The sequence below is a fragment of the Pseudactinotalea suaedae genome, assembly GCF_009733815.1.
In the GTDB taxonomy this organism is placed as follows: Bacteria; Actinomycetota; Actinomycetes; order Actinomycetales; family Beutenbergiaceae; genus Pseudactinotalea; species Pseudactinotalea suaedae.
This window is the reverse complement of sequence record NZ_WNXY01000003.1, coordinates 436,152-458,031: the sequence shown is the minus strand read 5'-3', so window position 1 is coordinate 458,031 and position 21,880 is coordinate 436,152. Positions and strand designations below refer to the sequence as shown.

The following is a 21,880-nucleotide window of genomic DNA, read 5'->3' as shown; positions in this document are numbered from 1 at the left end:
CGGGCGTGGGGCAGCATGGGGCCATGGCCGACCCGGTGTTCGTGCTCCACGACCACCGCAAGCCGCGACCGCACTACGACCTCCGTCTCGAAGAGGACGGCGTGCTGCGGTCGTGGGCGGTGCCCAAGGGCATGCCGACCGACAGCCGTCAGGACCGGCTCGCGGTCGCCGTCCCCGACCACGACCTCGGTCACGCGACGTACGTGGACGAGCACAAGAGCATCGCCGACCACGGCACGTGGTCGCTGGTCGACCGCACCGATCGTCGGTTCGTCTTCGACCTGCACGGCGAGCAGGGCACCCGCCGCTACGCCTTGATCGACACCGGGCGGGACTGGCTGCTCCATCTGGTCAAGGAGCAGCCCTGACCGAGGCCGGGGGACCGGACCTGCAGCGGTTCCGGATAGCCGCGGGGAGCCGGCAGTCCTGCTTCACTGACCCGATGAGCATCGGACCGCTCGTGACCTGGCAGGACCTCTGCATCGATGCGCTCGACGTCGACGGCCAGTCCCGGTTCTGGGCGGCGGTCGCCGGCTTGGAGCTGGCCGGCCCCACCGAGCACCGTCGCCTGGAGGGACCGACGTCGCGGCACACGATGTGGGTGAACGCGGTCGACCGGCCCCACCGCGTCAAGAACCGGCTCCACCTGGATGTCTACTGCGGCGCGGTCGACGACCTCGTCGCGCTCGGCGCCCGGGTGCTCGCCCCGGCGTCCGAGACGGGCCTGGGCTGGACCGTCATGGCCGACCCGGAAGACAACGAGTTCTGCGCGTTCCTGCGCTCGTCGGCCGAGCTGCCGGCATACCGAGTCCACGGCATCGGGATCGACTGCGTCGACCCGGCCGCGCAGGCGCGGTGGTGGGGCGAGGTCTTCGGCGTGGCGCCGACGACCCAGCCCGAGGACGACTGGTGGACGCTGACCGGGGTCGCGGTCGACCAGCAGATGACCCTCGACTTCAACGCAGTGCCCGAGCCACGCACCGAGCCCAACCGGTTGCACTGGGACGTCCAGGGACGCGTCGACGGGCTGCTCGTCCGAGGCGCCACCCACCTGTGGGACGGGGGGCGCTGGACCGTGCTGGCGGACCCGGAGGGCAACGAGTTCTGCGTCTTCGCCCCGCCCACCTAGGCGTGGTGCGGACCGGTCAGGCTGCGCCGACGGCGCGGAGCACGAACTCCTCGGTGGCGCTCACCGCTCGGTCGCGCTCGCCCGGGTCCCGCAGCGCCGCGCGCCCGGTCAGGCAGGCGTGGACGAGCGGCACCACGGAGTCGACGTCCTGCTCGGGGAGGCGGCCGGCCTCGACGCCGTCGGTGAGGATCTCGCGCAGCAGCAGCTCGACCTCGCGGACGTGCTCGCGCAGCCGCGCCACCGTGTCACGGGAGACGAGCGACCGCAGGTCCGGGCCGGGCGCGGGGTGGTAGGTGGTGGTGAGCGACATCTGCTGGCGGATGTAGACGCGCAGCCGCTCCTCGGGGTCGGTCACGCCTTCCAGGGCTTCGCGCAGCCCGACGAGAAAGGCCCCGGTCTCGTGCTCGATGTAGCCGATCAGGAGCGACTCCTTGTCGGCGAAGTGGTTGTACACCGAGGTGCGCCCCACCCCGGCCTCGGCGGCGATGTCCGACATCGTCAGGGTGTCGAAGCCGGTCGCGTCCATCAGCCGCGCAAGGGCGCTGAACAGCCGGGTACGGACTTGCTCCCGATGCTCAGCGAGCGTCGAGCCGATGATCTTGGGCACCTACGCATCTTGCCATGTCGTGACGATTCGGACGAATCTGTCTGAAACAGGTGGATCAGGTGCGGGTCATCGCGGCGCGCACGACGTCGACGATCGGCAGGTCGGCATCGAGCCACGGCACCGAACCCAGCTCGTCGACCGTCAGCCACCGGAGCTCGTCGTGGTCGGCGAGCGGCTCGGGGTCACCCTCGATCGAGGCGAACCACAGCCGCATCCAGTACCCCTTGGTGATCGGCCAGTCGCCGCCGTCGGGTGCGGGGACCAGGGCGCCGACGGTGGCCGTGACACCCAGCTCCTCGGCGAGCTCGCGGTGGAGGGCGTCGAGCTCCGGCTCGCCCGGCTCGACCTTGCCGCCCGGGAACTCCCATCGGCCGGCCAGGGACTTCGGCGCGGAGCGTCGGGCGCCGAGCAGCCGGCTGGGAGCGTCGAGGTCATCGACGATCGCGGCTGCGACGACGAGGGGTTTGCTCACCCTGTCAACCTATCTGCGTGCCGACGGCGTCCCTCGCCTGGGGAGGTGTCGCGTTCCCCACAGCCTGTGGTCGGGCGTGTGTGCAGTTCACGTACCGTTCACCCGGCGGTCGCGCGGCGGCCGTCGCGGGGCTCCGGCGTCGTGGGTTGTCCACAAATATGGCGCACAGGGGTGTGGACGAAGTGCATCGGCGCAGGTCGGCCTGTGGACCGACCTGTGCGTCGACTGGGGATAAATATTGGGTCGTCGAACCCTCTTGCCGTGCCCCGTGCGCCCCACTAGAACTAAGCCATCGAGATCGACCAGTCGATCGCGAAGGCGGGGTGAAGGCCCCTCCAGATGCGGTTCCGGTGCCGATCCGAACCCGCTCGGGAGACCGAGAGGTGGTTCGGGGAGCTGGTCCGCGGCAGGAGGTGGCAGCACCGCGTCCGACGCGATCGGAGCCTCGACCCGGGCAACCGGATCGAGGTCGGATGAGGACAACGGGGAGACCCGGACCGATTCCCACGGACGATACCGAGATCGATCGGACACCGGCGGTGACCGGCAGTGAGGAGCTTCGGCTCCGAGCGTGCCGGGTGGCGAGGATGACGCCCGCTCACCGAACGGCCCGACCGGTTCAGTTCATCGAACGGCCACCCGCCTCGGCGGGGGCGGCGAACCCTCGGGTTCGCGGTCGCGGCCGGTGGTTCATCCCTCGGCCACCAGTGTCGACGAACAAGGCAAGGCCCCTCGGACGCCTACTCCGAGGGGCCTTCGCTTTGCCTGGTCACGAGTCTGCCGGGCCGCACCGGCGCTCAGGCGTGCGACACGCCGTCGAGCCTTTAGTCTGGGCGGGTGATCGAGCTCAAGACCCCGTCCGAGATCGAGGCGATGCGACCGGCCGGCGCGTTCGTCGCCGATGTGCTGACCGCCCTGGCCGAGAAGGCCGCCGTCGGGGTCAACCTGCTCGAGCTCGACGCGCTCGCGCACGAGATGATCCGCAAGGCCGGTGCCGAGTCCTGCTACATCGACTACCACCCCTCGTTCGGGGCCAGCCCGTTCGGCAAGGTGCTGTGCACCTCGGTCAACGACGCGGTGCTGCACGGTCTGCCGCACGACTACACGCTGGCCGACGGCGATCTCCTCTCGGTCGACTTCGCCGCCAAGCTCGAGGGCTGGGTCGCCGACTCCGCGATGAGCATGGTCGTGGGGACCCCGCGCCAGGAGGACCTCGAGATCATCGCCGCGACCGAGGAGGCGCTGGCTCGGGGCATCGAGGCCGCCGTCGTCGGCAACAAGGTTGGTGACATCGCGGCCGCGATCGGCGCGATCGCTCAGGCGCACGGCTGGGGGGTCAACACCGACTTCGGCGGTCACGGCGTGGGCCGCACCATGCACGGCGAGCCGCACGTGCCGAACGCCGGCCGCGCCGGCCGCGGGCTGCCGCTGCGCCCGGGGCTCGTGATCGCGATCGAGCCCTGGTTCATGCTCGGCACCGACCAGATCTACACCGACCCCGACGGGTGGACGCTCCGCAGCGCCGACGGCTCCCGCGGCGCCCACAGCGAGCACACGATCGCCGTCACCCACGACGGCCCCCTGGTCCTCACCGCCCGCAGCTGACCCCCGCCCCTCCGCCTCCCCCTCCCGCCCTCGCGCCTCCCCCTTCGCGCGTCCCCCTTCCCGCGGTTCGAGGTAATCCGCAGCCGCGAGGTGGTACCCGTTTACCTCGACCCGCGACGGCGGTGCTGCCGTGCGGCTCTGCTGCTCCCCCCGCCCGCTCCCTCTCCTTCCCGCGGTTCGAGGTAATCGGGTCCCCTGCGGTGGTGGCCGATTACCTCGAACCGGAGAAGGGAAGGGGGAGGACGCGGGTCAGGCGTCCGCGAGGCGGGCGGGGAAGCCGCCGGTGGCGATCGGGCCCCAGCGCTCGATCGTGATGCGGATCAGCGACTTGGCCTGCTTGCGCATCGCCTCGCGGTACTCGTCCCAGTCGGGGTGCTCTCCGGAGATGCAGCGGAAGTACTCCACGAGGGGCTCCACGGAGTCGGGCGGGTCGATCACCTCGGCGGTGCCGTCGAGCTGCACCCAGGCGCCGCCGAAGTCGTCGGACAGCACGCACACCGAGGCCGCCGAGCGCTGCCGCAGGTTCACGGCCTTCGCCCGGTCGGGGTAGGTCGAGATCACCACCTGGCCCTCGGCGGACAGGCCCATCGTCACGGGGGAGAGCTGCGAGCCGCCGTCGGAGCGGGTGGTCACGAGGATCCCGTGGTGGCGCGGCCGCACGAAGTCCTCCATGGCTGCGCGGTCGACTCGGGTGTTGGTCGCGATCTGTCGGGGCATGCGCCCAGCCTCCCAGATCAGGTGGCGGGTGTGCCCGCGTGAACCTCGGCGATCTGCTCGTCGAGGTCTGCGACCTGGATGGGCCACAGGTCGACGCCGACCTCGAGCCTCGAGCCCTTCCCCTCGGTGAACACGATGCCGCGCAGCGGCGAGACGTCGCGGTAGTCGCGGCCCGACCCGAGCACCACGTACCGGTTGTCGATGAACTGGTCGTTGGTGGGGTCGATGTGCAGCCAGCCGCCGCCCGGCATCCACACCGACGCCCAGGCGTGCGAGGCGTCGACCCCCCGCAGCTTGGGCTGCCCTGCCGGTGGGCGGGTCTCGATGTAGCCCGACACGTACCGCGCGGCCAGCCCCATCGACCGGACGCACCCGATCAGCAGGTGGGCGAAGTCCTGGCACACGCCCGTGCGCCGCTCCAGCACCTCGGGCAGGCGGGTGCGCACGGTCGTCGAGCCCGACCGGTACTCGAAGTCGGCGTAGATGCGATGGCAGAGGTCCTCCACGATGTCCGGCACCGCTCGCCCCGGGGCGAACGACGGCGACGCGTACTCACGCACCGCGTCCGAGAGGTCCACCATCGGGGAGGCCAGCCGCGACTCGGCGATCGCGAGCCCGCCGGCGATGCTGCTGCCGCTGCGGGCCTCGGGGGAGAACACCGTGCGGGCCGCCTGCGCCGCCAGCTCCCACGGGACGTTCGGTAGCCGGGCCCGGTCGGCGCGGCGCCGCGTCACGGTGAGCACCGAGGAGGACCGCACCTGCAGCGCCGTGTGCGGCTCGGTGACGTGGAAGTAGGAGGAGAGGTTGCCGTGGAAGTCGCGGTGATCCCGCATCTCGGTCGCCTCGGGCGTGACGGTCAGCCGGCTCGCGTGCACCTGCTGGCCGCCGCCGGGCCGGGGGAGCAGCACCGCGCGGCCATACGAGGACGTCACCTCCTCCGGGTAGGAGTAGCTGGTCAGGTGGGTGAGCCGGTAGTGCCGGTTGTGGCTGGTGTCAGACATCGCGACCCTCCTCCGACCAGGTCCCCGACGCGTCCGCCCACGGGCTGGAGGCCGGGCGGGCGAAGTGCACGCGCGCGATCTCGACGGCCAGCTCGTCGAGGCGCCACTGCAGCGACTCCAGCAGCTCCGCCAGCCGCGGGCGATGACCCTCGCCGTCGGCCACGATGACAGCCGCGGTGTCGAGCTCGGTGAGCAGGTCGGCCAGGTCGGTGAGCAGGCGGTCGCGGGCGCCGACCCGGGCGCCGGTGGCGGGGATGCTGGCGAGGTCGGCGCGGAGCTTCTCCAGCTGGTAGGCGAGCGAGCGCGGGTTGGCGGTGTCGAGCAGCAACAGCTCGAGGAAGGTGTCGAGGCGGGCATGGGTCTGCGACCGGCGCCGGTAGGTGATGACCGACTCGTGGGCGATCAGCACCGACTCGAGGATCATCGAGTCGACCATCGCCGAACGGCGCTGCGTCACGGTCGCGGAGAGCGCGCGCACCAGGTGCTGCGCCCGCTCGATCCGGCGGCCGACGTCCATCAGCCACCACCCCACGTCCCGCACCATCGACTCGGCGCCGATGCCCGCGAGCGCGAGCAGGCCCTCGAGGCTCCGCGCCAGCACCCGACCGAGGCCCAGTCCCTCGCCGGCGGCCGTGCGCTGCCTGTCCCGTTCCCGGTTGAGGGCCCTCTCGATGCTCGAGAGCGCGAGCCAGGTGTCGGCGGAGAGCTGGTCACGTACCGCCGTCGCGGCCCTGGTGCTGTGCTCGACGGCGAACGCGACCGACCCGGGTCGGGTCTCGTCCAGCACGAGGTCGGTCAGGTCGCCCGGCCCCACGATGTCGCCGACGGCGTCCATGAGCACCTCGAGCGCACGGCCGCCTGTCGAGCGTGGTAGCAGGTGGTAGTCCTCCCAGCGGTCGGCGACGGCGCGGATCAGCCGCACGGTGGCCTCGGTGCGCTCGGTGTACCGACCGAACCAGTACAGGTCCTCGGCTGCGCCGGGGCTGATCGCGCCCCGCCACGCGCCGCGCGTGCGGATCGGGTCCGGCTCCGCCGGCGGCCACGGCTCCAGCTGCGCCGGGGGCTCGGCGGACAGGACCCACACGTCCTTCGCGGCGCTGCCGATCGGGGTCTGCGCGAGCGTCTCGGTCCTCGTGTCCGACGACGTCACGCGCGCCAGGGCACCCGACATCACCTGGTAGCCCTCCTGACGGGCGACCGCGAAGGTGCGCAGCACGGTGGGGCACGCGTCGAGGCGGGCGTCGCCGACCGTGGGGGTGGTCGAGGCCTCGGTCGGTTCCTGGCCCACCCACTGGTGCGGCGTCTGCGAGATCTGCGCCGCGAGATCGGCACGCTGGTAGGCCGTCAGCTCCCAGCCGTGGATCGGTGGGCTGCCGGGCACGGTCGAGGAGATCACCAGCCGGTCGAGGTTCGCGATCACGTGGGAGCACATCGAGCGCTCACCGCACCAGTAGGTGACCGCGGAGGCGAGCTGCAGCTCCTCGCCGCGCAGGGCACGGCACAGGCGCGGCAGGTAGGTCAGCAGCGCCGGGTTCTCCATCAGCCCGCTCCCGAGCGGGTTGACGATCGTCACGGCGCCGGTCCGTGCCGCCTCGACCAGTCCGGGGACACCGAGCATCGAGCTGCCGAGCAGGTCGAGCGGGTCGCAGTACTCGGCGTCGACGCGTCGCACGATCACATCGACCGGCTCCAGCTGGTCCATCGAGCGCATCCACACCCGGCCGTCGGAGACCACGAGGTCCTCGCCCTCGGCGAGGGGGAACCCGAGCATGGTGGACAGGTACCCCTGGTCGAACGCCGTCTCCGAGAACGGACCGGGCGTCAGCAGCGCGACGCGCGGGTCGTCGCCCGACCCGGCGGGCGCGATGTCGTGCAGCGCCTCGCGCATGGCGTGGAAGAACGGGCCGATCCGCCGGATCCGTGCCTGCCGGTACAGCCCCGCGAGGACCTGAGCGATCACGCGCCGGTCCTCCATGACGTATCCCATGCCGCTCGGAGCCTGGGTGCGGTCGGACAGCGCGAGCCAGGCGCCGTCGGCGTTGCGCACGATGTCGGCGGCGTGCAGGAACAGCTGGTGCCTGCCGGGGATGAGGATGCCGTCGGCCGCCCGCACGAAGCCGGGGTGGGCGAGCACGATCTCGGGCGGCAGCAGGCCCTCGGCCAGCAGCCGCCGCTCGGTGGTCAGGTCGGTGAAGATGGCGTCGAGCAGCTCGGCGCGCTGCGTCAGCCTCCCCTCGAGGTCGACCCACTCCTCCTCGTCGATGATGACGGGCAAGGGGTCCAGCGGCCAGGGGACGTCGTCGGGGTCGGACCCGTACCGGACGCCGTGGTCCTCGAGAAGGGTGACCACGTCCTCGCTGCGCTCCTGGAGCTGCGCCCAGGAGTCGATCCCGGCGAGCGCGGCCATCTGGTCCCACGCCGCGCGCGTGGCGCCGCCGGACTGGAGCATCTCGTCGTGGCCCGGGCCTGCCGCGCGGTAGCTGGCGAGGAGGTCAGTCACCCATCCTCCAAGGAGTGGTAAAGGATCCACGTGCGGCCGAGTGCCGAACATGGCCACTTTACTGAGGATTTGCCGACGGCGGCGACCGCCACCCCGCTACCCGCGTCGGCACCGGTGCCCGCGTCGCCCATAACGCCCGGGCATGGCGTGATCAGCCCCGAAACCCTGGCGCAGGTGCGGAGAGCGGCGCACAATGGGACAGGAGTCCTGACAGGAGGCCCCATCGTGGCTGCGGCGACCGACACCCCGGAACTGCTCCCCCTGCTCGCACGTGGGCGGCACCGCTCGCCCCGGCGCGGCGCGTGCTTCATGGAGCTCGCGTCCTACCTGGCCGGTGAACGCTGGAGCGACGCGCCCCGGTGCACGGACCCGATGCTGGCCGCGCTCGCCCGCATGATCAACGACTCCACGTCCGACGAGGCCAGGCCCAGGCTCGCGCCGCTGGTTCCCGCCGTGGTCGGGGTTCGTGACCTGCCGGCGGGCTTCCCCGGCGACCTCGCGCTGCTCGCGATCGCGCACAGCATCCGCGATGCCGCCTCCTCGCACCAGCACGCCCTCGCGGTCGGAGCGCTGCGGCTGCTGGCCTCCGAGAACGCGACCAGCAGCGCGGCGCTGCGCGCGCGTGCCCGTGCTGCGCTGCGCGACGTCCCGGACGCCCACGCCTGGGCCGAGAAGTTCCTCGGCCGGGTGCCGGTGCCGCCGCGGTACTCGCCGGCGGCGAGCATCGTCGAGATCGCGGTCCACGCGCTCGCCACGGCCTGCATCCCCGACGCCGACCGCCGCCTCTACCGCCTGCTGGCGGAGGCCGTGGAGCTGGCACGGGAGAGCGCAGGCGCCGGCGAGCCGCCCGAGCTGGCGGCGCAGCAGTGGCAGGGCCGGGTCCGCGCCGCGGTCTGACGCAGCGTTCCACCGGCTGCCCACCACCTGACCGGGCAGACTGACGTCGTGACCGACACGCCCGCGATCGCCCCCGACACCAAGGACTGGACCTGGGTCCTGGAACGACGCTGCACCGAGTGCGGCTTCGATCCCGGCGCGCTCACGCGCGAGGATCTCGCTCCGCGGATCATGGCGGCCGGGTCGGTCTGGCCCGCTCGCCTCGCCCAGGAGGACGCCCGACGGCGCCCGCTCCCCACGGTCTGGTCGCCCACCGAGTACGCCGCGCACGTCCGTGACGTCGCGGGGGTGATGGGTCGCCGGCTCGCGCTGATCCTCGCCGAGGACGACCCGATGTTCGAGAACTGGGACCAGGACGAGGCGGCGCTCGCGGGCGGCTACGCGAGTGCCGACCCGGGTGAGGTCGCCTCGCAGGTGAGCTCCGCCGTCGGCCACCTCGCCGCCGCGTACGCGGCGGTCGCGGACGAGCAGTGGGACCGGCCCGGACGCCGCAGCAACGGCTCGGCGTTCACGGCGTACACGCTCGGGGTCTACGCGCTGCACGACCTGGAGCACCACGTGCACGACGTCGGTGCGAGGGATTGACTCTCCGGTAGCCGCAGACCTCACGATGGACACATGGACGAGCTGCTCGAGATCGGAAAGTTCTCCTCCCTCAGCGGTCTGACGATCCCCGCGCTGCGCCACTACGACGAGCTGGGGATCCTCGAGCCGGCGGAGGTGGACCCGCGCACGTCCTACCGGCGCTATCACCGGGACCAGCTCGACGCGGCGTCGGTGATCTGCCAGCTCCGCAGCGTCGACCTCCCGGTCGAGGAGGTCCGCGCCGTGCTGGAGGCGCCCGACGGCGAAGCGGTGCGGGCGGTGCTCGCCCGCCACCAGCAGCGCCTCACCGAGCGTGCCGCGACGCTCGCGAGGATGCTCGAGACCGCGCACGTCTACCTCGGCGCCGGTGTCCCGGCGCCGCCGCCCTCCCAGGGCAGACCGGTGCAGGTCATGCTCGCGGTCCGCGACAGGCGGCAGCTCGTCGAGTTCTACACCACGGTGTTCGGCTGGACGTTCGACGAGCCGATCTCCTCGTTCTCCCTCGGCGCGTACCACGCGCCCTCGTTCTTCCTCGTCACCCTGGAGGACTGGCACGGAGGGGCGCCCGCGGCGTTCGGGGTGCTGGTGCCGGACGTCGAGGAGTCGCACCGGCGGGCGCTCGCGGCGGGCGGCACCCAGGTCGAGGCTCCGACGGATCACGCCTGGAAGCCTCGTTCCTCGATCGTCGACGACCCGAGCGGTAACCGCATCCAGCTCTCGCAGGGCTGAGGCGCACAGCGTCGGTCCCTACACTCACCCACGTGAGCTGGGTCCAGGAGGCGCTGCAACGGGTGCAGCCGGGGGAACCGGTCTCACTCGCAGCGGTCGAGCTGGCGGTCGTCGGCGGGGTCGCGCTCGTCCTCGTGCTCACCCCGCCGCTGTGGCGGGTCGCCCGGCTCGGGGTGACGCTGGTGCACGAGCTCGGGCACGCCGTCGTGGGTGTGCTCGCCGGGAGGACGTTCACCGGCTTCGTGCTGCGTGGCGACGCCTCGGGGCACGCCGTCACCCGGGGGCGGAGCTCGGGTCCCGGGCTCGTCGCGACCACCTGGGCCGGCTACCCCGCACCGGCGCTGCTGGCCGCCGGGCTCGCGGTGGCGGTCGGTCGCGGGTGGGCGGCCCCGGTGCTGGCTGTGCTCGGTCTCGTGCTGGTGGTGGCGCTCGTGCAGGTGCGGTCGGTGCTGACCGCCGCCGTCACGATCGGTGCCCTCGCGGGAGTGGCGGCGTTGTGGTGGTGGGGCGAGCCGCAGCTGCAGGCGCAGGTCCTCACCGGTCTCGCGGCGGTGCTCGTGGTCGGGGCGTGGCGGCACCTGGTCGCCGCGGCGCGGGACACCTCGGCAGGCAACGACGCGCGCGTCCTCGCGCGGCTCGCCGCGCTCCCTCGTGTGATCTGGCTCGCCACCTTCGCCCTCGTGTGCGGGTGGGCGACCTGGGTCGTGGTGACGACCGTCCGCTAGCCGCCCTGCCGGCGCGCCAGCACGGCCGCCACGTCGGGTGGCCGGTACTCCGGACCCTTGAGGACCTTGCCGTCCTCGCGCAGGATCGGCGTGCCGTCGGCTGCGAGCTTGGACAGGTTCGAGGTCTGGATCTCGGCCAGCACCTCCGGCAGCGGGATCCCGCACTCGAGCGCCATCCCGTAGCTCACGTACACGAGGTCGGCGAGCGCGTCGGCTGCGCCCACGACGTCGCGGCTGCCGTCGTCGGCCGCGACGGCAGCGGCGAACGCCTGGTCGATCAGCGCACCGGCCGCCGACCCGTAGACCGCCTCGACGAGCTCGGCGAGCTCCTCGCCGATCAACGCCATCCGCATGTGCACGCGGTCACGGTCGACGCTCGGGGCGTCCTCGGCCACCGGCAGCGCGTAGGTCGCGTGGAACGCCCGCACCAGGGCCTCGGGGTCGCGTCCGTCCATCCACCCACCGTAGGGCCGTCGTACCCTGTGCCCTGTGCGGGGCGAGAGGGTCATGACGGCGGGGCTCGCCCTGGCCGTCGGGCTCACCCTGGCTGCGTGCGCCGCCAGACCGATGCCGGTGCAGCCACCGCCGGGAGTGGCGTTCGACTACCAGCTCGGGGGCGACTACCCGCCGCCCAGCGGCGCCGAGCTGGTGGTGCGGCAGTGGTCCGGTGGTGAGGCCGACCCGGAGGCGTACTCGGTCTGCTACGTCAACGCCTTCCAGACCGAGGCCGAGCCCGGCCACCCGGACAGCGAGCTGAACTGGCCTGAGGGCCTGGTCCTGGACTCCCTCGAGGACCCGGCCTGGCCGGGCGAGCACCCGATCAACATCGACTCGAACCGGCAACGACGGATCGCCGTCGAGTTCGTCACGCACCGGTTCACCGAGTGCGTGGCGCGCGGCTTCGACGCCGTCGAGCTCGACAACCTCGACACCTTCACCCGCTACCCGGACGCGCCGTTCGACCGCGACGACACCGTGGCCTACGCGCGGCTGCTCGTCGAGGAGGCCACCGATCTGGGGCTCGCCGTCGGGCAGAAGAACACGCCGGAGCTGCTGGAGATCGCCCGCACCGAGATCGGCTTCGGCTTCGCGATCGTCGAGGAGTGCGGCGAGCACGACGAGTGCGAGGCATTCGTCGAGATCTTCGAGGGCCGCGTCTACGCCGTCGAGTACTCCGACGCCGGGCTCGCGGCCGCGTGCGAGGCGATCGGTTCCGAGGCGGGGGTCGTGCAGCGCGACCTCCAGCTCCTCACCCCCGACGCCCCGGACTACGTCCACGCCACCTGCTGATCCCGGGGCGCCTGCGCCGAGATCGGACATCCACGGCGAGATCGCACGGCGCGATCCTCGGGGTCGCCGTGGATGTCCGATCTCGAGCGGTCGACCGACGTCGGTCGCGTCCGCCGCGTCAGGCGTCTGGCGCGTCCGGCGTGGGCGTCGGATCGGGCAGCGGCGCGGTGCCCGACCACGCCGACCAGTGCCCACCGGCCACCAGATGGTCGACGACCGCGCGCTGCAGCGACGTCCGCGCCGTGAGCGTGCGCGGGTCGATCGGGTCCTCGGGGTCGCTGCGGACGTTGAACGCGAAGTAGATGACGCTCTCGTCGGAGCGGTATCCGGAGCCTGCCAGGGTCCAGCGCCGCTGGAACTGGACGAGGTTCGACGAGGCGGGGAGCAGGTCCGCGATCGTCGGGTCGAGCAGCCAGCTCGTGCACGCGAACGCCGTGACAGGGCAGTCGGGGAAGTGGCGCGCGAAGAACGGCGCCGCGGCGGCGAAGGCCGCATCGACGCTCTCGGGCGTCAGCGGGCCCGAGGCGGGGATGTGGGTGTCGAGCACCCAGCCGGACGCGCTCGGCTTCGGCACGAACTCCAGCCGCCCGAGCCACATCAGACCACCGGACCACGCCGTCCGCATCCAGCCGTAGGTGTCGAGACCGAACCGCCCGTGCGTGAGCCGGTTGACGGAGACCTGCTGGCCGAGATCGGCCAGCGACCCCCAGGAGATCGCGTCCGGGATGCGACGGCGCGCGTGCTCGGCCCGCACCTCGTCCACCGAGGCGAGCAGGGCCAGCAGCGCCAGGTCCTCCCTGCCCTCGGGCAGGTCCTGCCACGGGTCCGGGGCGGTGGGCCGGAAGATCCCCACGCCCTCGGCGAGCAACGAGGCCGACCGTGCCACCACCGCCAGGTCGGAGCGGCGGCGGCGCACCCGGTCGGCGGCCGCGACCGCCTCGACGGCGTCGTCGTCGTGGAAGCCGAGGCGTACCAACAGATCGGGCAGGCTGTCAGGGTGCAGCCGGTCGCGGATGGTGGCCTCGTCGATCACGATGAGCCACGGTACCGATGCCGGCGGCCGGCGTGCGGGACGCCGTCGGGATGTCGTGCCAGCGCCGCGCGTCCGCACCGCCGAGCCTCTCGCGTCCGGGGCGCGGTCGCCGTCTCGTCACGGGATGAGACCCCCGCGTTCGATAGCGTCTGCCCTATGGACGAACCCCGGCATACGAGCGACGCCACCTGATGGACGGGCTGCTCACCAACATCGCGCTGGTCCTGGTCTTCATCCTGGTCGGTGGCGTCTTCGCCGGCACCGAGCTCGCGCTCGTCTCGCTCCGCGACAGCCAGCTCGACCAGATCGCGAAGAAGGGTCCGCGCGGCCAGCGGGTCGCCGCCGTCGCGCGCAACCCCAACCGGTTCCTGGCGGCGGTCCAGGTCGGCGTCACCGTGGCCGGGTTCTTCTCGGCCGCTTACGGCGCCTCGACGATCGCGCCCGCGGTGGCGCCGCTGTTCACCGCTCTGGGGCTCGCGGAGTCGCTGGCCGGCACGGTCGCGTTCATCCTCATGACGCTGCTCATCGCCTACCTCTCGCTCGTGCTCGGCGAGCTGGTGCCCAAGCGGCTGGCGCTGCAGCGGGCCTCGACGTTCGCGCTCGCGGTCGGTCCGCCGCTCGACACCTTCGCGACCCTGATGCGGCCCGTGATCTGGCTGCTCTCGGCATCGACCAACGTGGTCGTGCGACTGCTCGGAGGTGACCCGAAGGCCACCAACGAGCAGATGACCGAGCAGGAGCTGCGCGACCTCGTGATCACCAACGAGTCGCTGCCGGCGGACGAGCGCAAGATCCTCAGCGACGTCTTCGACGCCACCGAGCACACGATCGGAGAGGTGATGCGGCCACGGCACGACGTCGTGTTCCTGCAGGCCGACCTCACGCTCGACGACGCGACCCAGCAGATCGCCTCGCAGCCGTACTCGCGGTACCCGGTCATCGACGGCGACTTCGACCACGTGCTCGGCTTCGTCCACGTGCGCGACGTGCTGCTCGCGGACCTGGTGGTCCACGCCGGCGACGACGACGCCGGCGCGCTCCCGCTGCAGGCGCCCGCCGGAGCGGCCCGCACCGTGCGCGACCTCGTGCGCCGCATCGTGGTGCTCCCCTCGACCAACGCGCTGCTGCCCTCGATGGCGATGATGCGGCGTGACCGCATCCACATCGCCGTCGTCATCGACGAGTACGGCGGCACGGACGGGATCGTCACCCTGGAGGATCTCGTCGAGGAGCTCGTGGGCGAGATCCACGACGAGTTCGACAAGGGCGCGCAGGCAGCCAGGCGCCGCGGCCCGGCCGGGGAGGTCTCGCTCGACGGCGGCACCAACCTCGAGGACTTCGCCGAGGCCACCGGCATCGTGCTCCCCGACGAGGGCGACTACGAGACCGTCGCCGGGTTCCTGCTCGACCAGCTGGGCCGCGTCGCGGTGCTGGGCGACGTCGTCGAGATCGACGGCGCTCGCATCGAGGTCATCAACGTCGACGGCAACCGCATCGACCGGGTGCTGGCACGACCGCGGCCGGGCTCGGAGGAACCCGGGCCCGAGGCCGCAAACTGACCTCAGGGGGCGGGCATCGGTGCCAGACTCGTGCCTCAGACGCATGGGGGACGAGGAGGCACCGTGTCTGTGGCACCGCTTCCTCCGGCAGCGCACCACAGCGGTGTGGATCCGTTGCGGGTGGGGCTGGTCGAGAACCTCGAGGTGATCGTCCTCGGGCTGCGCCAGATGCTCGTGGCGACGGGTGATGCTCACCTCGTCGCCCACGCCCGGAGCGTCGAGGAGTTCGTCGCGAGCGAGCCGGACGTCGACGTGGTCCTCCTCGACCTGCGGCTGGCTGGTCGCGACGACCTCGACCGAGACGTCACCGCGCTGAGCGCCACCGGCGCTCGCGTGCTCGCGTACACCGAGCACGACGCGGACCCGCCGGACCTGCCCGCCGAGCCCACCTCGAGGACCGGTCTCAGCGGCGTGGTCCGGATGTGCGACCCGGTCGCCGTGCTGGTGTCGACGATGCGGCGCGCCGTTCGCGCGGCCGGCGGCAGGCCCTCGGGGAGCGTGGCGGCCCGGGCGGCGCCCGGTCCGGTCGCCACGCTGACCTCGCGGGAGCTGCAGGTGCTCGCGGTCTACGCCTCGGGTGAGAAGGCTGATCGCGTGGCCCGGCAGCTGGGCATCACGAGAGAGACGGTGCTGGACCACATCCGGCGCATCCGGATCAAGTACCGCGACCGCGGACGGCCGGCGCCGACCAAGGTCGACCTGTACCGGCGCGCGGTCGAGGACGGGCTGCTCCCGCGCCCGTGAGCCGGGGGTGGCGCGTCGCCGTCAGGACCCGAAACCCACCGCCAGCTCGCACAGCAGCCTGGCCCCGAAGCCCGTAGGGCCACGGTTCACCCAGGCGGTGGCCGCCGGTGCCTGCGCGGTACCCGCGATGTCGATGTGCGCCCACGGGACGTCGCCCACGAAGTGCTCCAGGAACAGAGCCGCGGTGATCGCGCCCGCGTTGGGGCCGCCGAGGTTCTTCAGATCGGCGATCTCGGAGTCGAGCTGCGAGCGGTAGGAGGCGATCAGCGGCAGCTGCCACACCGGCTCGTCGGCCTTCTCGCCGGCAGCGGTCACCGCCGCCACGAGCTCGGGCCGGTTGCCCATCACGCCGGCGACCTCGGTGCCGAAGGTCCGCAGGCACGCGCCGGTGAGCGTGGCCACGTCCACGATCGCGTCGCAGCCCGCCTCGACCGCCAGCACCAGCGCGTCCGACATGACCAACCGCCCCTCGGCGTCGGTGTTGATCACCTCGACGGTCGTGCCGCCGCGCGTGGTCAGCACGTCGCCCAGCTGCATCGCTCGCCCGGAGGGCATGTTGTCCGTGCACATCAGCCACGCCTCGATCCGTGCCCGCCCCTCGAGCGCGGGCAGCGCCAGCATCGTGGCGAGGATCGCGCCGGCACCGCTCATGTCGTTCTTCATCTGCGAGTGCGACTCGTCGCCCGGCTTGAGGCTGATGCCCCCGGAGTCGTAGGTGATGCCCTTGCCGACGAGCCCCAGGTGGCCGGTCGCCTCACCCGGAGGGGTGTAGGTCATGTGAACCATGCGCGGCTCCTGCTCGGAGCCGCGGTTGACACCGAGCAGGCCACCGCACCCCAGCTCGACGAGCCCGGCGAGATCGGTCACCTCGACCTCGAGGCCGACCTCGGACCCGAGCTCGACGGCGACGTCGGCCATCGCCGTAGCGGTCAGCAGGGACGCCGGGCACGCCGCCAGGTCGCGACTGACCAGCGCCGCTCGTGCGGTCACGAGGCCGCGCGCCGCGCCGGCGGTCACCGCGTCCTGGTCGCCGGCCGCCGGGACCAGCACGATCGAGGTGACCGCGACGGGGTCGTTCGGCTTCGGCGTCGAGCGCAGGTCGAACCGGTGCCGCGCGAGGAGCGCGCCCTCGACGATCGCGGCCGCCGCCTCGCCGGCCGGGATCCCGGTCGGCACGTGCATCGCCAGGGCGGCGTCGGCCGGCACGGCTCGGACGAACGCGGCGGCAGCGTCGCGGACAGCGGCGGCGTCGAGCGAGCTCGGCTCGCCCATCCCGACCGCGACCAGGGCCGGACCCTCGCCGCGTGGCTCGGCGAGCGCCGATCCGAGCGCTCCTGTGAAGCCCGCGCGGCGCAAGGCCTCGCGGCCGGTCTCCAGGAGATCGGGGACCTCGCCGTCGGCGAGGACGGGGATGCCGATCGCATCGGCGTCGCCGCCGTCGCCGGTGGTGACGGCGACCTGGGCGAACCATGACGGTGTGAGACGCCGGACCGGCATCGGTGCCGGCAACGGTGGAGTGGTCACGAGGGCCTCCGGTGGTGAGCAGGGTGGACCGCGGGCAGGGGCGCCCGCGGCTAGGTGATCTCGACGGGGGCGTCCGGCCCCCACGGGATGCCGAGCAGGAACCACACGACGAACAGCGCGGTCCAGGTGAGCAGGATGACGACGGTGTACGGGAGCATCAGCGAGATCACCGTGCCGAGCCCGGACTTCTTCACGTACCGCTGCGCGATCGTGACGATGAAGGGCAGATAGACCATCAGCGGGGTGACGACGTTCACGGGCGAGTCGCCCACGCGGTAGGCGGCCAGCAGCGTCTGCGGTGCGACACCGAGGGTCGCGAAGATCGGGATGAACACGGGCGCGAAGATGGCCCACTTGGGGATCAGGCCCGGAAGGATGATGTCGAGGACCAGGATCACCAGGATGAAGGCGATCAGCAGCACCAGGGCGGGGACCGACGCCTGCTCCAGCAGCTGGGCGGCCTCGACCGCGGCGACGGTGGGCAGGTTCGACCAGTTGAACAGCGCGATGAACTGGGCGATCATCAGGAACATCACCAGCAGCCCGCCGAGGGTGCCGAACGTCGAGGAGATCGCCCCGACGATCGCGTTGCCGCCCTTGAGCGTGCCGGCTCCTCGGCCGAACGCGATGCCGCACAGCAGGAACGCCAGCGAGATCACGAAGATGAGGCTCGCCATGAACGGCGTCGTGCCGATGAGGTCACCGGTGGCCGGGTCACGCAGCGGCGCGCCCGGCGGCAGCGACAGCGCCAGCACCAGCACGAGCACACCGAGCGCCGTCCAACCCGCGAACCTCAGCCCGCGGGCCTCGGCCGCGGCATCGATCTCCTCGGCGGGTGCCGAGCTGTCACCGGCCTCCTTCGGGTCGTAGGTGCCGAGGCGCGGCTCGACGAACTTCGTCGTCATGAACGTCACCACGACAGCCAGCACGAGCGAGCTCACGATCGAGAAGTAGAAGTTCTGGGTGACGTTGATCGTCTCCATGCCCAGGGTGCCCAGCACGTCGTTGGTGATCTCGGTGAGCATCGAGTCGCTGGGGGTGATGAGCAGGTTGACCCCGAACACGGCGCCGACGGCGGCGAACACCCCGGCCATGCCGGCCAGCGGGTGCCGACCCACCGAGGCGTACGCCGCCGCGGCCAGCGGGATCAGGATCAGGTACCCGGCATCGGTGGCGACGGAGGACAGCACGCCCACGAAGATCAGGATGAAGGGCAACCACCTCGCCGGGGCGACCTTGACGACCCGCCGGATGAGCGCCGCCATCATGCCGGCGACCTCGGCCACGCCGACGCCGGCCATCGAGATCAGCACGACGGCGACGACGCCGAAGCCGGAGAAGTTGTCCACGAACGAGGAGAAGAAGAACCGCAGCCCCTCGATCGACAGGAGGCTCCGCACCGGGAACTCCTGCTCGACCACGACGAACTCCGGCAGCGTCGCGGGTTCACCGGTCGTGGAGTCGTAGAGCGAGTACGTGCCGCCGAGATGCTCGCTGATCGCGGCGAACTCCTCGTTCGGGACCGGCACCACGACGTCGTCGGTCACGCTCACGCCCGCCCACGCCAGCAGCGCCGAGAGCACCGCGACGAACGCGATCAGGTACACGAACAGCACCGTGGGGTTGGGCACCTTGTTGCCCACCCGTTCGATGCCGTCCAGCAGGCGCGCCATCACGCCGGGCTGTGCTGTCGCCGTCGAGCTCATGAGGGTCTCCTGTGATCGGTGGGAAGCGCGCCGGGTGGGACGTCGGGTGCAGGGTCGGCCGTGGGATCGGCTGCGAGGTCGAGGGCCGTGCCACGGCTGGTGAGCCGCCAGATCGCCAGCGTCAGCAGGCCGAGCGCGAGCGTGCCGACGATCGTGACGACCCGCCAGATCACGGTGGCGGCGATGAGGTCCGCCTCGAGCGCGACGCCCGCGGCGGTGGTCAGCGCCGCCACCAGCACCGCGTCGAGGACACCCAGCCCGAACAGCGGGAGCAGCGTCAACGGGTAGATCAGCAGCAGCGCCGCGTAGATCTCCAGGAGTGGAAGGTCGGCGGCGGGGACACCGACGGCGCGCACCGCGACGGCCAGGATCGTCGCGTCGGCGAGCACCATGCCGACGAGCGCGACCATCGATGGCAGCAGGCCGCGCCGGACCGCGTCGGCCGCCGTGGCGCGGAGCGTGACGAGGGCGGCGGCCCAGGCCTCGGGGTCGGTGCCCTTGCGGAACCGGCGCACCACCCGCCCCGCGGTCCGACCCAGCCACCGTGCCATCGCGTCCGATCGCAGCATCAGCACGAGCCCCCCCAGCAGCACGAACGCGATCAGGGCGCACGCGAGCGCGAGCAGCCACTGTCGCCGCGTCGCCCCGTAGCCGCCCAGCAGGATCAGGCCCAGCACGGGCGCCACGAACCGGATCGCGTAGAACTTCGCGGAGTTGAGCGTCACCCCCGTCATGCCGGCGACCGGGTCCAGCCGCCACGAACGGAACATGGCGACCCGCAGCACGATGTCCCCGGGCGGCGGTGTGAAGGTCGCGACGAGGTTCGCTGTCGTGTCGCTGAGTGCCGATCGGACCACCCCCAGACCGGGCACGTAGTACACGAGCGGCACCGCGTTGAGGAGCTGACGCACCAGGAGCACCAGCAGCAGCGGCGCGAGCACCCACAGCGGGAGGCCGGAGAAGGCGTCCGCGACACCACGCCAGTCGACCCGGCCCACCAGACCCTCCAGCGCGAACCACGCGAAGACGGCGATCACGGCGATGATCACCCAGCGCAGCAGCCGGGAGCGCAACGAGCGCGACGCGGCCGTCATCACACGCCCCAGATCAACGGGATGAGCGCGATCGCGACGACGAACCAGGCGGCCGTCACGACGAGACCCAGCTTCCAGTAGTCCCCGAAGTGGTACCCCGCGGCACCCATCACGATCATGTTCGCGGGAGTGGCGATCGGGGTGAGGAACGAGGCCGCACCCGCGACGGCGACCAGCATCAGCACGGGCGCGGCGGCGACACCGGCGGCGGAGCCTGCCGCCAGCGCGATCGGGACCACGATCAGCACCGTGGCGGTGTTGCTGACCACCTGGCCGAGCACGACCGTGAGCAGGAACAGCAGTGCCAGCAGCACCCGGGGATCGGTCCCCTCCACCAGCGCCACGATGTGACCGGCGACGATGTCGGCCGCACCCGAGCTCGCGATCGCCGCCGAGAGCGGGATCAGGCCACCGACGAGGACGACGGTCTGCCAGGAGACCGCCCGGTATGCCTGGTAGGGCGTGATCACGCGGGTGAGCACCATCAGCCCGGCGCCGGTGAGCGCGGAGACGGCCGGGGAGGCGATGCCGGAGGCCAGCAGCACCACCGTCACCGCGAGCACCGCCAGCGCCAGCCACGCGCGTCGGCCCAGCGGGGCGTTCTGCCGCCGGACCAGCTCCGGGTCGTTGACCGGCAGCACGTCGGCGTTCCGGGTGAGCTCGCTGACGGCGGCCCAGGGGCCGTGCAGGAGCATCATGTCGCCCTCGTGCAGCTGGGTCGGGCGCGGCCCGCGGCTGCTGCCGTATCGCGACACGGTCAGCAGGGTCAGCCCGGACCGCACCTTGCCCGGGAACACCACCTCCCCGACCAGGCCGGAGCGCGGCGGTATGACCACCTCCACGACGCCGGCGTCGTAGGAGACCAGGTTCGCCGGGCTGGCCCGGGTCATCGGTGCTGACTCGACGACCAGGTCGTGCTCGGCCGCGAGCCGCTCGGCGGCCTCGACCTCGCCCGAGACCACGACGACGTCACCCTCGACGATCGGCTGGTCGGGCGCACCGGGGGAGTCGTCGGCCTGCTGCACGCCGATGAGCGTCAGGCCCGTGCCCTCGACAGCGGCCGCCGGGGTGGTGCCGATGACCGAGGCGCCGGCGCGGGCGAGGAGCCGGTAGAAGCCCTGCTCCAACGTGTAGTGCTCGATGACGGTCTGGGCGTGGCCGCTGAGGTCGGCGGACGCCTCCTCCGGCTCCCGCAGCGGCAGCAGCCGCCGCGACGCGGCGAGGCACACCGCGATCGTCACCAGTGCCAGCGGCAGCCCGATCAGGCCGAACTCGAAGAACCCGAAGCCCTCACCGGTGTGCTCGTCGAGGGCGTCGGAGGCGATCACGTTCACCGTGCTGCCCGAGAGCACGAACAGCGCGCCGGCGCTGGCGGCGAACGCCACCGGCATCAGCAGCGCAGCGGGGACCAGGCCGGCTCGCCGGGCGGCGACCACGGTCACGGGGAGCAGTGCGGCGGCGGCTCCGTTGGGCGTCACGAACGCGCCGAGGAGAGCGGCGAGCGCCATCAGTCCCAGCAGCAGGCTCGCCCTGCGGGTCCCGACGTGACGCACCAGGGCCTGACCCGCCCACCCGGTCACGCCGGAGGCGTCGAGACCTTCCGACACGATGAACAGGCCCGCGATGAAGACGATGATCGGCTCGCCGAAGCCGGCGACCGCGCCATCGGCGTCGACCAGGCCGGTGGCGTAGAGCGTGAGGGCGGAGATGATGGCGACGAGGCCCACCGGCAGCCGGTTCCAGATGAACAGGCCCACGGTCCCGGCCAGGATGAGCAGACTGAGGGTCGCGTCAGACATCGGGCGCCTCGCGTCGTCGCAGGCTTTCGGGATCGGCTCCGGGCCGCACGAAGGCCCTGCTCGGACGCTAGGGCGATCGCGCTGCTGCCGACACCCCCAGACCTAGGGGTGCGGGCCGCTCCTGCTCGCGGAGCACGTGCCGGCGGGGATCGCCGTCAGGACGC

Annotated in this window: 21 protein-coding genes; 10 read left to right on the top strand and 11 right to left on the bottom strand. The window is 72.2% G+C overall.

Translation table 11 applies throughout. From position 1 onward, the window contains the following. Positions 1 to 23 precede the first annotated feature (23 nt). Together GPA04_RS07705 and GPA04_RS07700 are read left to right on the top strand one after the other, a co-directional pair. Positions 24 to 368 (top strand): DNA polymerase ligase N-terminal domain-containing protein, encoded by a 345-nt coding sequence (locus tag GPA04_RS07705; protein WP_156223477.1) that lies wholly within the window; start codon positions 24 to 26, stop codon positions 366 to 368. A gap of 74 nt (positions 369 to 442) precedes the next feature. Then, entirely contained in the window at positions 443 to 1,129 is a 687-nt protein-coding gene (locus GPA04_RS07700; RefSeq protein WP_156223476.1) for a VOC family protein, read from the top strand. 16 nt (positions 1,130 to 1,145) lie between these two features. Here the strand turns inward: GPA04_RS07700 and GPA04_RS07695 are convergent, their stop codons facing one another. Beyond that, complete coding sequence (locus GPA04_RS07695; protein WP_156223475.1) at positions 1,146 to 1,736, bottom strand: TetR/AcrR family transcriptional regulator; 591 nt, start codon at positions 1,734 to 1,736, stop codon at positions 1,146 to 1,148. 55 nt (positions 1,737 to 1,791) lie between these two features. Then, positions 1,792 to 2,208 carry a (deoxy)nucleoside triphosphate pyrophosphohydrolase gene (locus GPA04_RS07690; protein ID WP_156223474.1) on the bottom strand — a complete coding sequence of 139 codons (417 nt, stop codon included), beginning with the start codon at positions 2,206 to 2,208 and terminating at the stop codon, positions 1,792 to 1,794. Positions 2,209 to 3,045: 837 nt separating this feature from the next. On the opposite strand from GPA04_RS07690, the gene map reads away from it, so the two are divergent. Next, entirely contained in the window at positions 3,046 to 3,813 is a 768-nt protein-coding gene (gene map, locus GPA04_RS07685) for a type I methionyl aminopeptidase (protein ID WP_156223473.1), read from the top strand. A 249-nt stretch (positions 3,814 to 4,062) separates the two neighbouring features. Here map and GPA04_RS07680 read toward each other — a convergent pair whose 3' ends face one another. The 3 genes from GPA04_RS07680 to GPA04_RS07670 are packed head-to-tail and all read right to left on the bottom strand — an operon-like array spanning position 4,063 to position 8,031. Further along, positions 4,063 to 4,530: a PPOX class F420-dependent oxidoreductase gene (locus GPA04_RS07680; RefSeq protein ID WP_156223472.1), complete on the bottom strand. Its 468-nt coding sequence runs from the start codon at positions 4,528 to 4,530 to the stop codon at positions 4,063 to 4,065. 17 nt (positions 4,531 to 4,547) lie between these two features. After that, positions 4,548 to 5,531 (bottom strand): transglutaminase family protein, encoded by a 984-nt coding sequence (locus tag GPA04_RS07675; RefSeq protein ID WP_156223471.1) that lies wholly within the window; start codon positions 5,529 to 5,531, stop codon positions 4,548 to 4,550. Then, complete coding sequence (locus GPA04_RS07670; RefSeq protein ID WP_156223470.1) at positions 5,524 to 8,031, bottom strand: circularly permuted type 2 ATP-grasp protein; 2,508 nt, start codon at positions 8,029 to 8,031, stop codon at positions 5,524 to 5,526. The genes GPA04_RS07675 and GPA04_RS07670 overlap by 8 nt, the downstream gene beginning before the upstream one ends. A 225-nt stretch (positions 8,032 to 8,256) precedes the next feature. On the opposite strand from GPA04_RS07670, the gene GPA04_RS07665 reads away from it, so the two are divergent. From GPA04_RS07665 to GPA04_RS07650, 4 genes are read left to right on the top strand one after another with little or no spacing between them, the layout of a single operon-like run. Further along, positions 8,257 to 8,928 carry a hypothetical protein gene (locus GPA04_RS07665; RefSeq protein ID WP_156223469.1) on the top strand — a complete coding sequence of 224 codons (672 nt, stop codon included), beginning with the start codon at positions 8,257 to 8,259 and terminating at the stop codon, positions 8,926 to 8,928. Between the two features lie 48 nt (positions 8,929 to 8,976). Next, entirely contained in the window at positions 8,977 to 9,513 is a 537-nt protein-coding gene (locus GPA04_RS07660; RefSeq protein WP_156223468.1) for a DinB family protein, read from the top strand. A gap of 33 nt (positions 9,514 to 9,546) precedes the next feature. Further along, positions 9,547 to 10,242: a VOC family protein gene (locus GPA04_RS07655; protein WP_156223467.1), complete on the top strand. Its 696-nt coding sequence runs from the start codon at positions 9,547 to 9,549 to the stop codon at positions 10,240 to 10,242. 32 nt (positions 10,243 to 10,274) lie between these two features. Beyond that, a complete protein-coding gene (locus GPA04_RS07650) occupies positions 10,275 to 10,967 on the top strand; it encodes a M50 family metallopeptidase (RefSeq protein ID WP_156223466.1) in 693 nt (230 codons plus the stop codon). Here the strand turns inward: GPA04_RS07650 and GPA04_RS07645 are convergent. Beyond that, positions 10,964 to 11,422: a pyrophosphohydrolase domain-containing protein gene (locus tag GPA04_RS07645; protein ID WP_206674149.1), complete on the bottom strand. Its 459-nt coding sequence runs from the start codon at positions 11,420 to 11,422 to the stop codon at positions 10,964 to 10,966. The genes GPA04_RS07650 and GPA04_RS07645 overlap by 4 nt on opposite strands. A 34-nt stretch (positions 11,423 to 11,456) precedes the next feature. Between GPA04_RS07645 and GPA04_RS07640 the strand changes: the two genes are divergently transcribed. Then, on the top strand, positions 11,457 to 12,257 hold the full coding sequence (locus GPA04_RS07640) for an endo alpha-1,4 polygalactosaminidase (RefSeq protein WP_156223464.1): 801 nt from the start codon (positions 11,457 to 11,459) through the stop codon (positions 12,255 to 12,257). A gap of 118 nt (positions 12,258 to 12,375) precedes the next feature. Here GPA04_RS07640 and GPA04_RS07635 read toward each other — a convergent pair whose 3' ends face one another. Further along, complete coding sequence (locus tag GPA04_RS07635) at positions 12,376 to 13,290, bottom strand: acyltransferase domain-containing protein (RefSeq protein ID WP_156223463.1); 915 nt, start codon at positions 13,288 to 13,290, stop codon at positions 12,376 to 12,378. 191 nt (positions 13,291 to 13,481) lie between these two features. On the opposite strand from GPA04_RS07635, the gene GPA04_RS07630 reads away from it, so the two are divergent. Then, positions 13,482 to 14,849 carry a hemolysin family protein gene (locus GPA04_RS07630; RefSeq protein ID WP_156223462.1) on the top strand — a complete coding sequence of 456 codons (1,368 nt, stop codon included), beginning with the start codon at positions 13,482 to 13,484 and terminating at the stop codon, positions 14,847 to 14,849. A gap of 63 nt (positions 14,850 to 14,912) precedes the next feature. Further along, the gene (locus GPA04_RS07625; protein ID WP_156223461.1) at positions 14,913 to 15,593 is read left to right on the top strand and encodes a LuxR C-terminal-related transcriptional regulator; all 681 of its coding nucleotides are present in this window, start codon (positions 14,913 to 14,915) and stop codon (positions 15,591 to 15,593) included. A 21-nt stretch (positions 15,594 to 15,614) separates the two neighbouring features. Here the strand turns inward: GPA04_RS07625 and GPA04_RS07620 are convergent, their stop codons facing one another. From GPA04_RS07620 to GPA04_RS07605, 4 genes are read right to left on the bottom strand one after another with little or no spacing between them, the layout of a single operon-like run. Then, a complete protein-coding gene (locus GPA04_RS07620) occupies positions 15,615 to 17,117 on the bottom strand; it encodes a leucyl aminopeptidase family protein (protein ID WP_241680660.1) in 1,503 nt (500 codons plus the stop codon). Between the two features lie 50 nt (positions 17,118 to 17,167). Then, positions 17,168 to 18,823 (bottom strand): AbgT family transporter, encoded by a 1,656-nt coding sequence (locus GPA04_RS07615; RefSeq protein WP_156223460.1) that lies wholly within the window; start codon positions 18,821 to 18,823, stop codon positions 17,168 to 17,170. Further along, the gene (locus GPA04_RS07610; protein ID WP_156223459.1) at positions 18,820 to 19,917 is read right to left on the bottom strand and encodes a lysylphosphatidylglycerol synthase domain-containing protein; all 1,098 of its coding nucleotides are present in this window, start codon (positions 19,915 to 19,917) and stop codon (positions 18,820 to 18,822) included. The genes GPA04_RS07615 and GPA04_RS07610 overlap by 4 nt, the downstream gene beginning before the upstream one ends. Then, on the bottom strand, positions 19,917 to 21,716 hold the full coding sequence (locus GPA04_RS07605; protein WP_156223458.1) for an SLC13 family permease: 1,800 nt from the start codon (positions 21,714 to 21,716) through the stop codon (positions 19,917 to 19,919). The genes GPA04_RS07610 and GPA04_RS07605 overlap by 1 nt, the downstream gene beginning before the upstream one ends. Positions 21,717 to 21,880: the final 164 nt, after the last annotated feature.

Coding starts and splice junctions, on each gene's coding strand:
- GPA04_RS07705 (WP_156223477.1), top strand. CDS start 24: ATGGCCGACCCGGTGTTCGTGCTCCACGACCACCGCAAGCCGCGACCG.
- GPA04_RS07700 (WP_156223476.1), top strand. CDS start 443: ATGAGCATCGGACCGCTCGTGACCTGGCAGGACCTCTGCATCGATGCG.
- GPA04_RS07680 (WP_156223472.1), bottom strand. CDS start 4,530: ATGCCCCGACAGATCGCGACCAACACCCGAGTCGACCGCGCAGCCATG.
- GPA04_RS07675 (WP_156223471.1), bottom strand. CDS start 5,531: ATGTCTGACACCAGCCACAACCGGCACTACCGGCTCACCCACCTGACC.
- GPA04_RS07655 (WP_156223467.1), top strand. CDS start 9,547: ATGGACGAGCTGCTCGAGATCGGAAAGTTCTCCTCCCTCAGCGGTCTG.
- GPA04_RS07645 (WP_206674149.1), bottom strand. CDS start 11,422: ATGGACGGACGCGACCCCGAGGCCCTGGTGCGGGCGTTCCACGCGACC.
- GPA04_RS07630 (WP_156223462.1), top strand. CDS start 13,482: ATGGACGGGCTGCTCACCAACATCGCGCTGGTCCTGGTCTTCATCCTG.
- GPA04_RS07615 (WP_156223460.1), bottom strand. CDS start 18,823: ATGAGCTCGACGGCGACAGCACAGCCCGGCGTGATGGCGCGCCTGCTG.
- GPA04_RS07610 (WP_156223459.1), bottom strand. CDS start 19,917: ATGACGGCCGCGTCGCGCTCGTTGCGCTCCCGGCTGCTGCGCTGGGTG.
- GPA04_RS07605 (WP_156223458.1), bottom strand. CDS start 21,716: ATGTCTGACGCGACCCTCAGTCTGCTCATCCTGGCCGGGACCGTGGGC.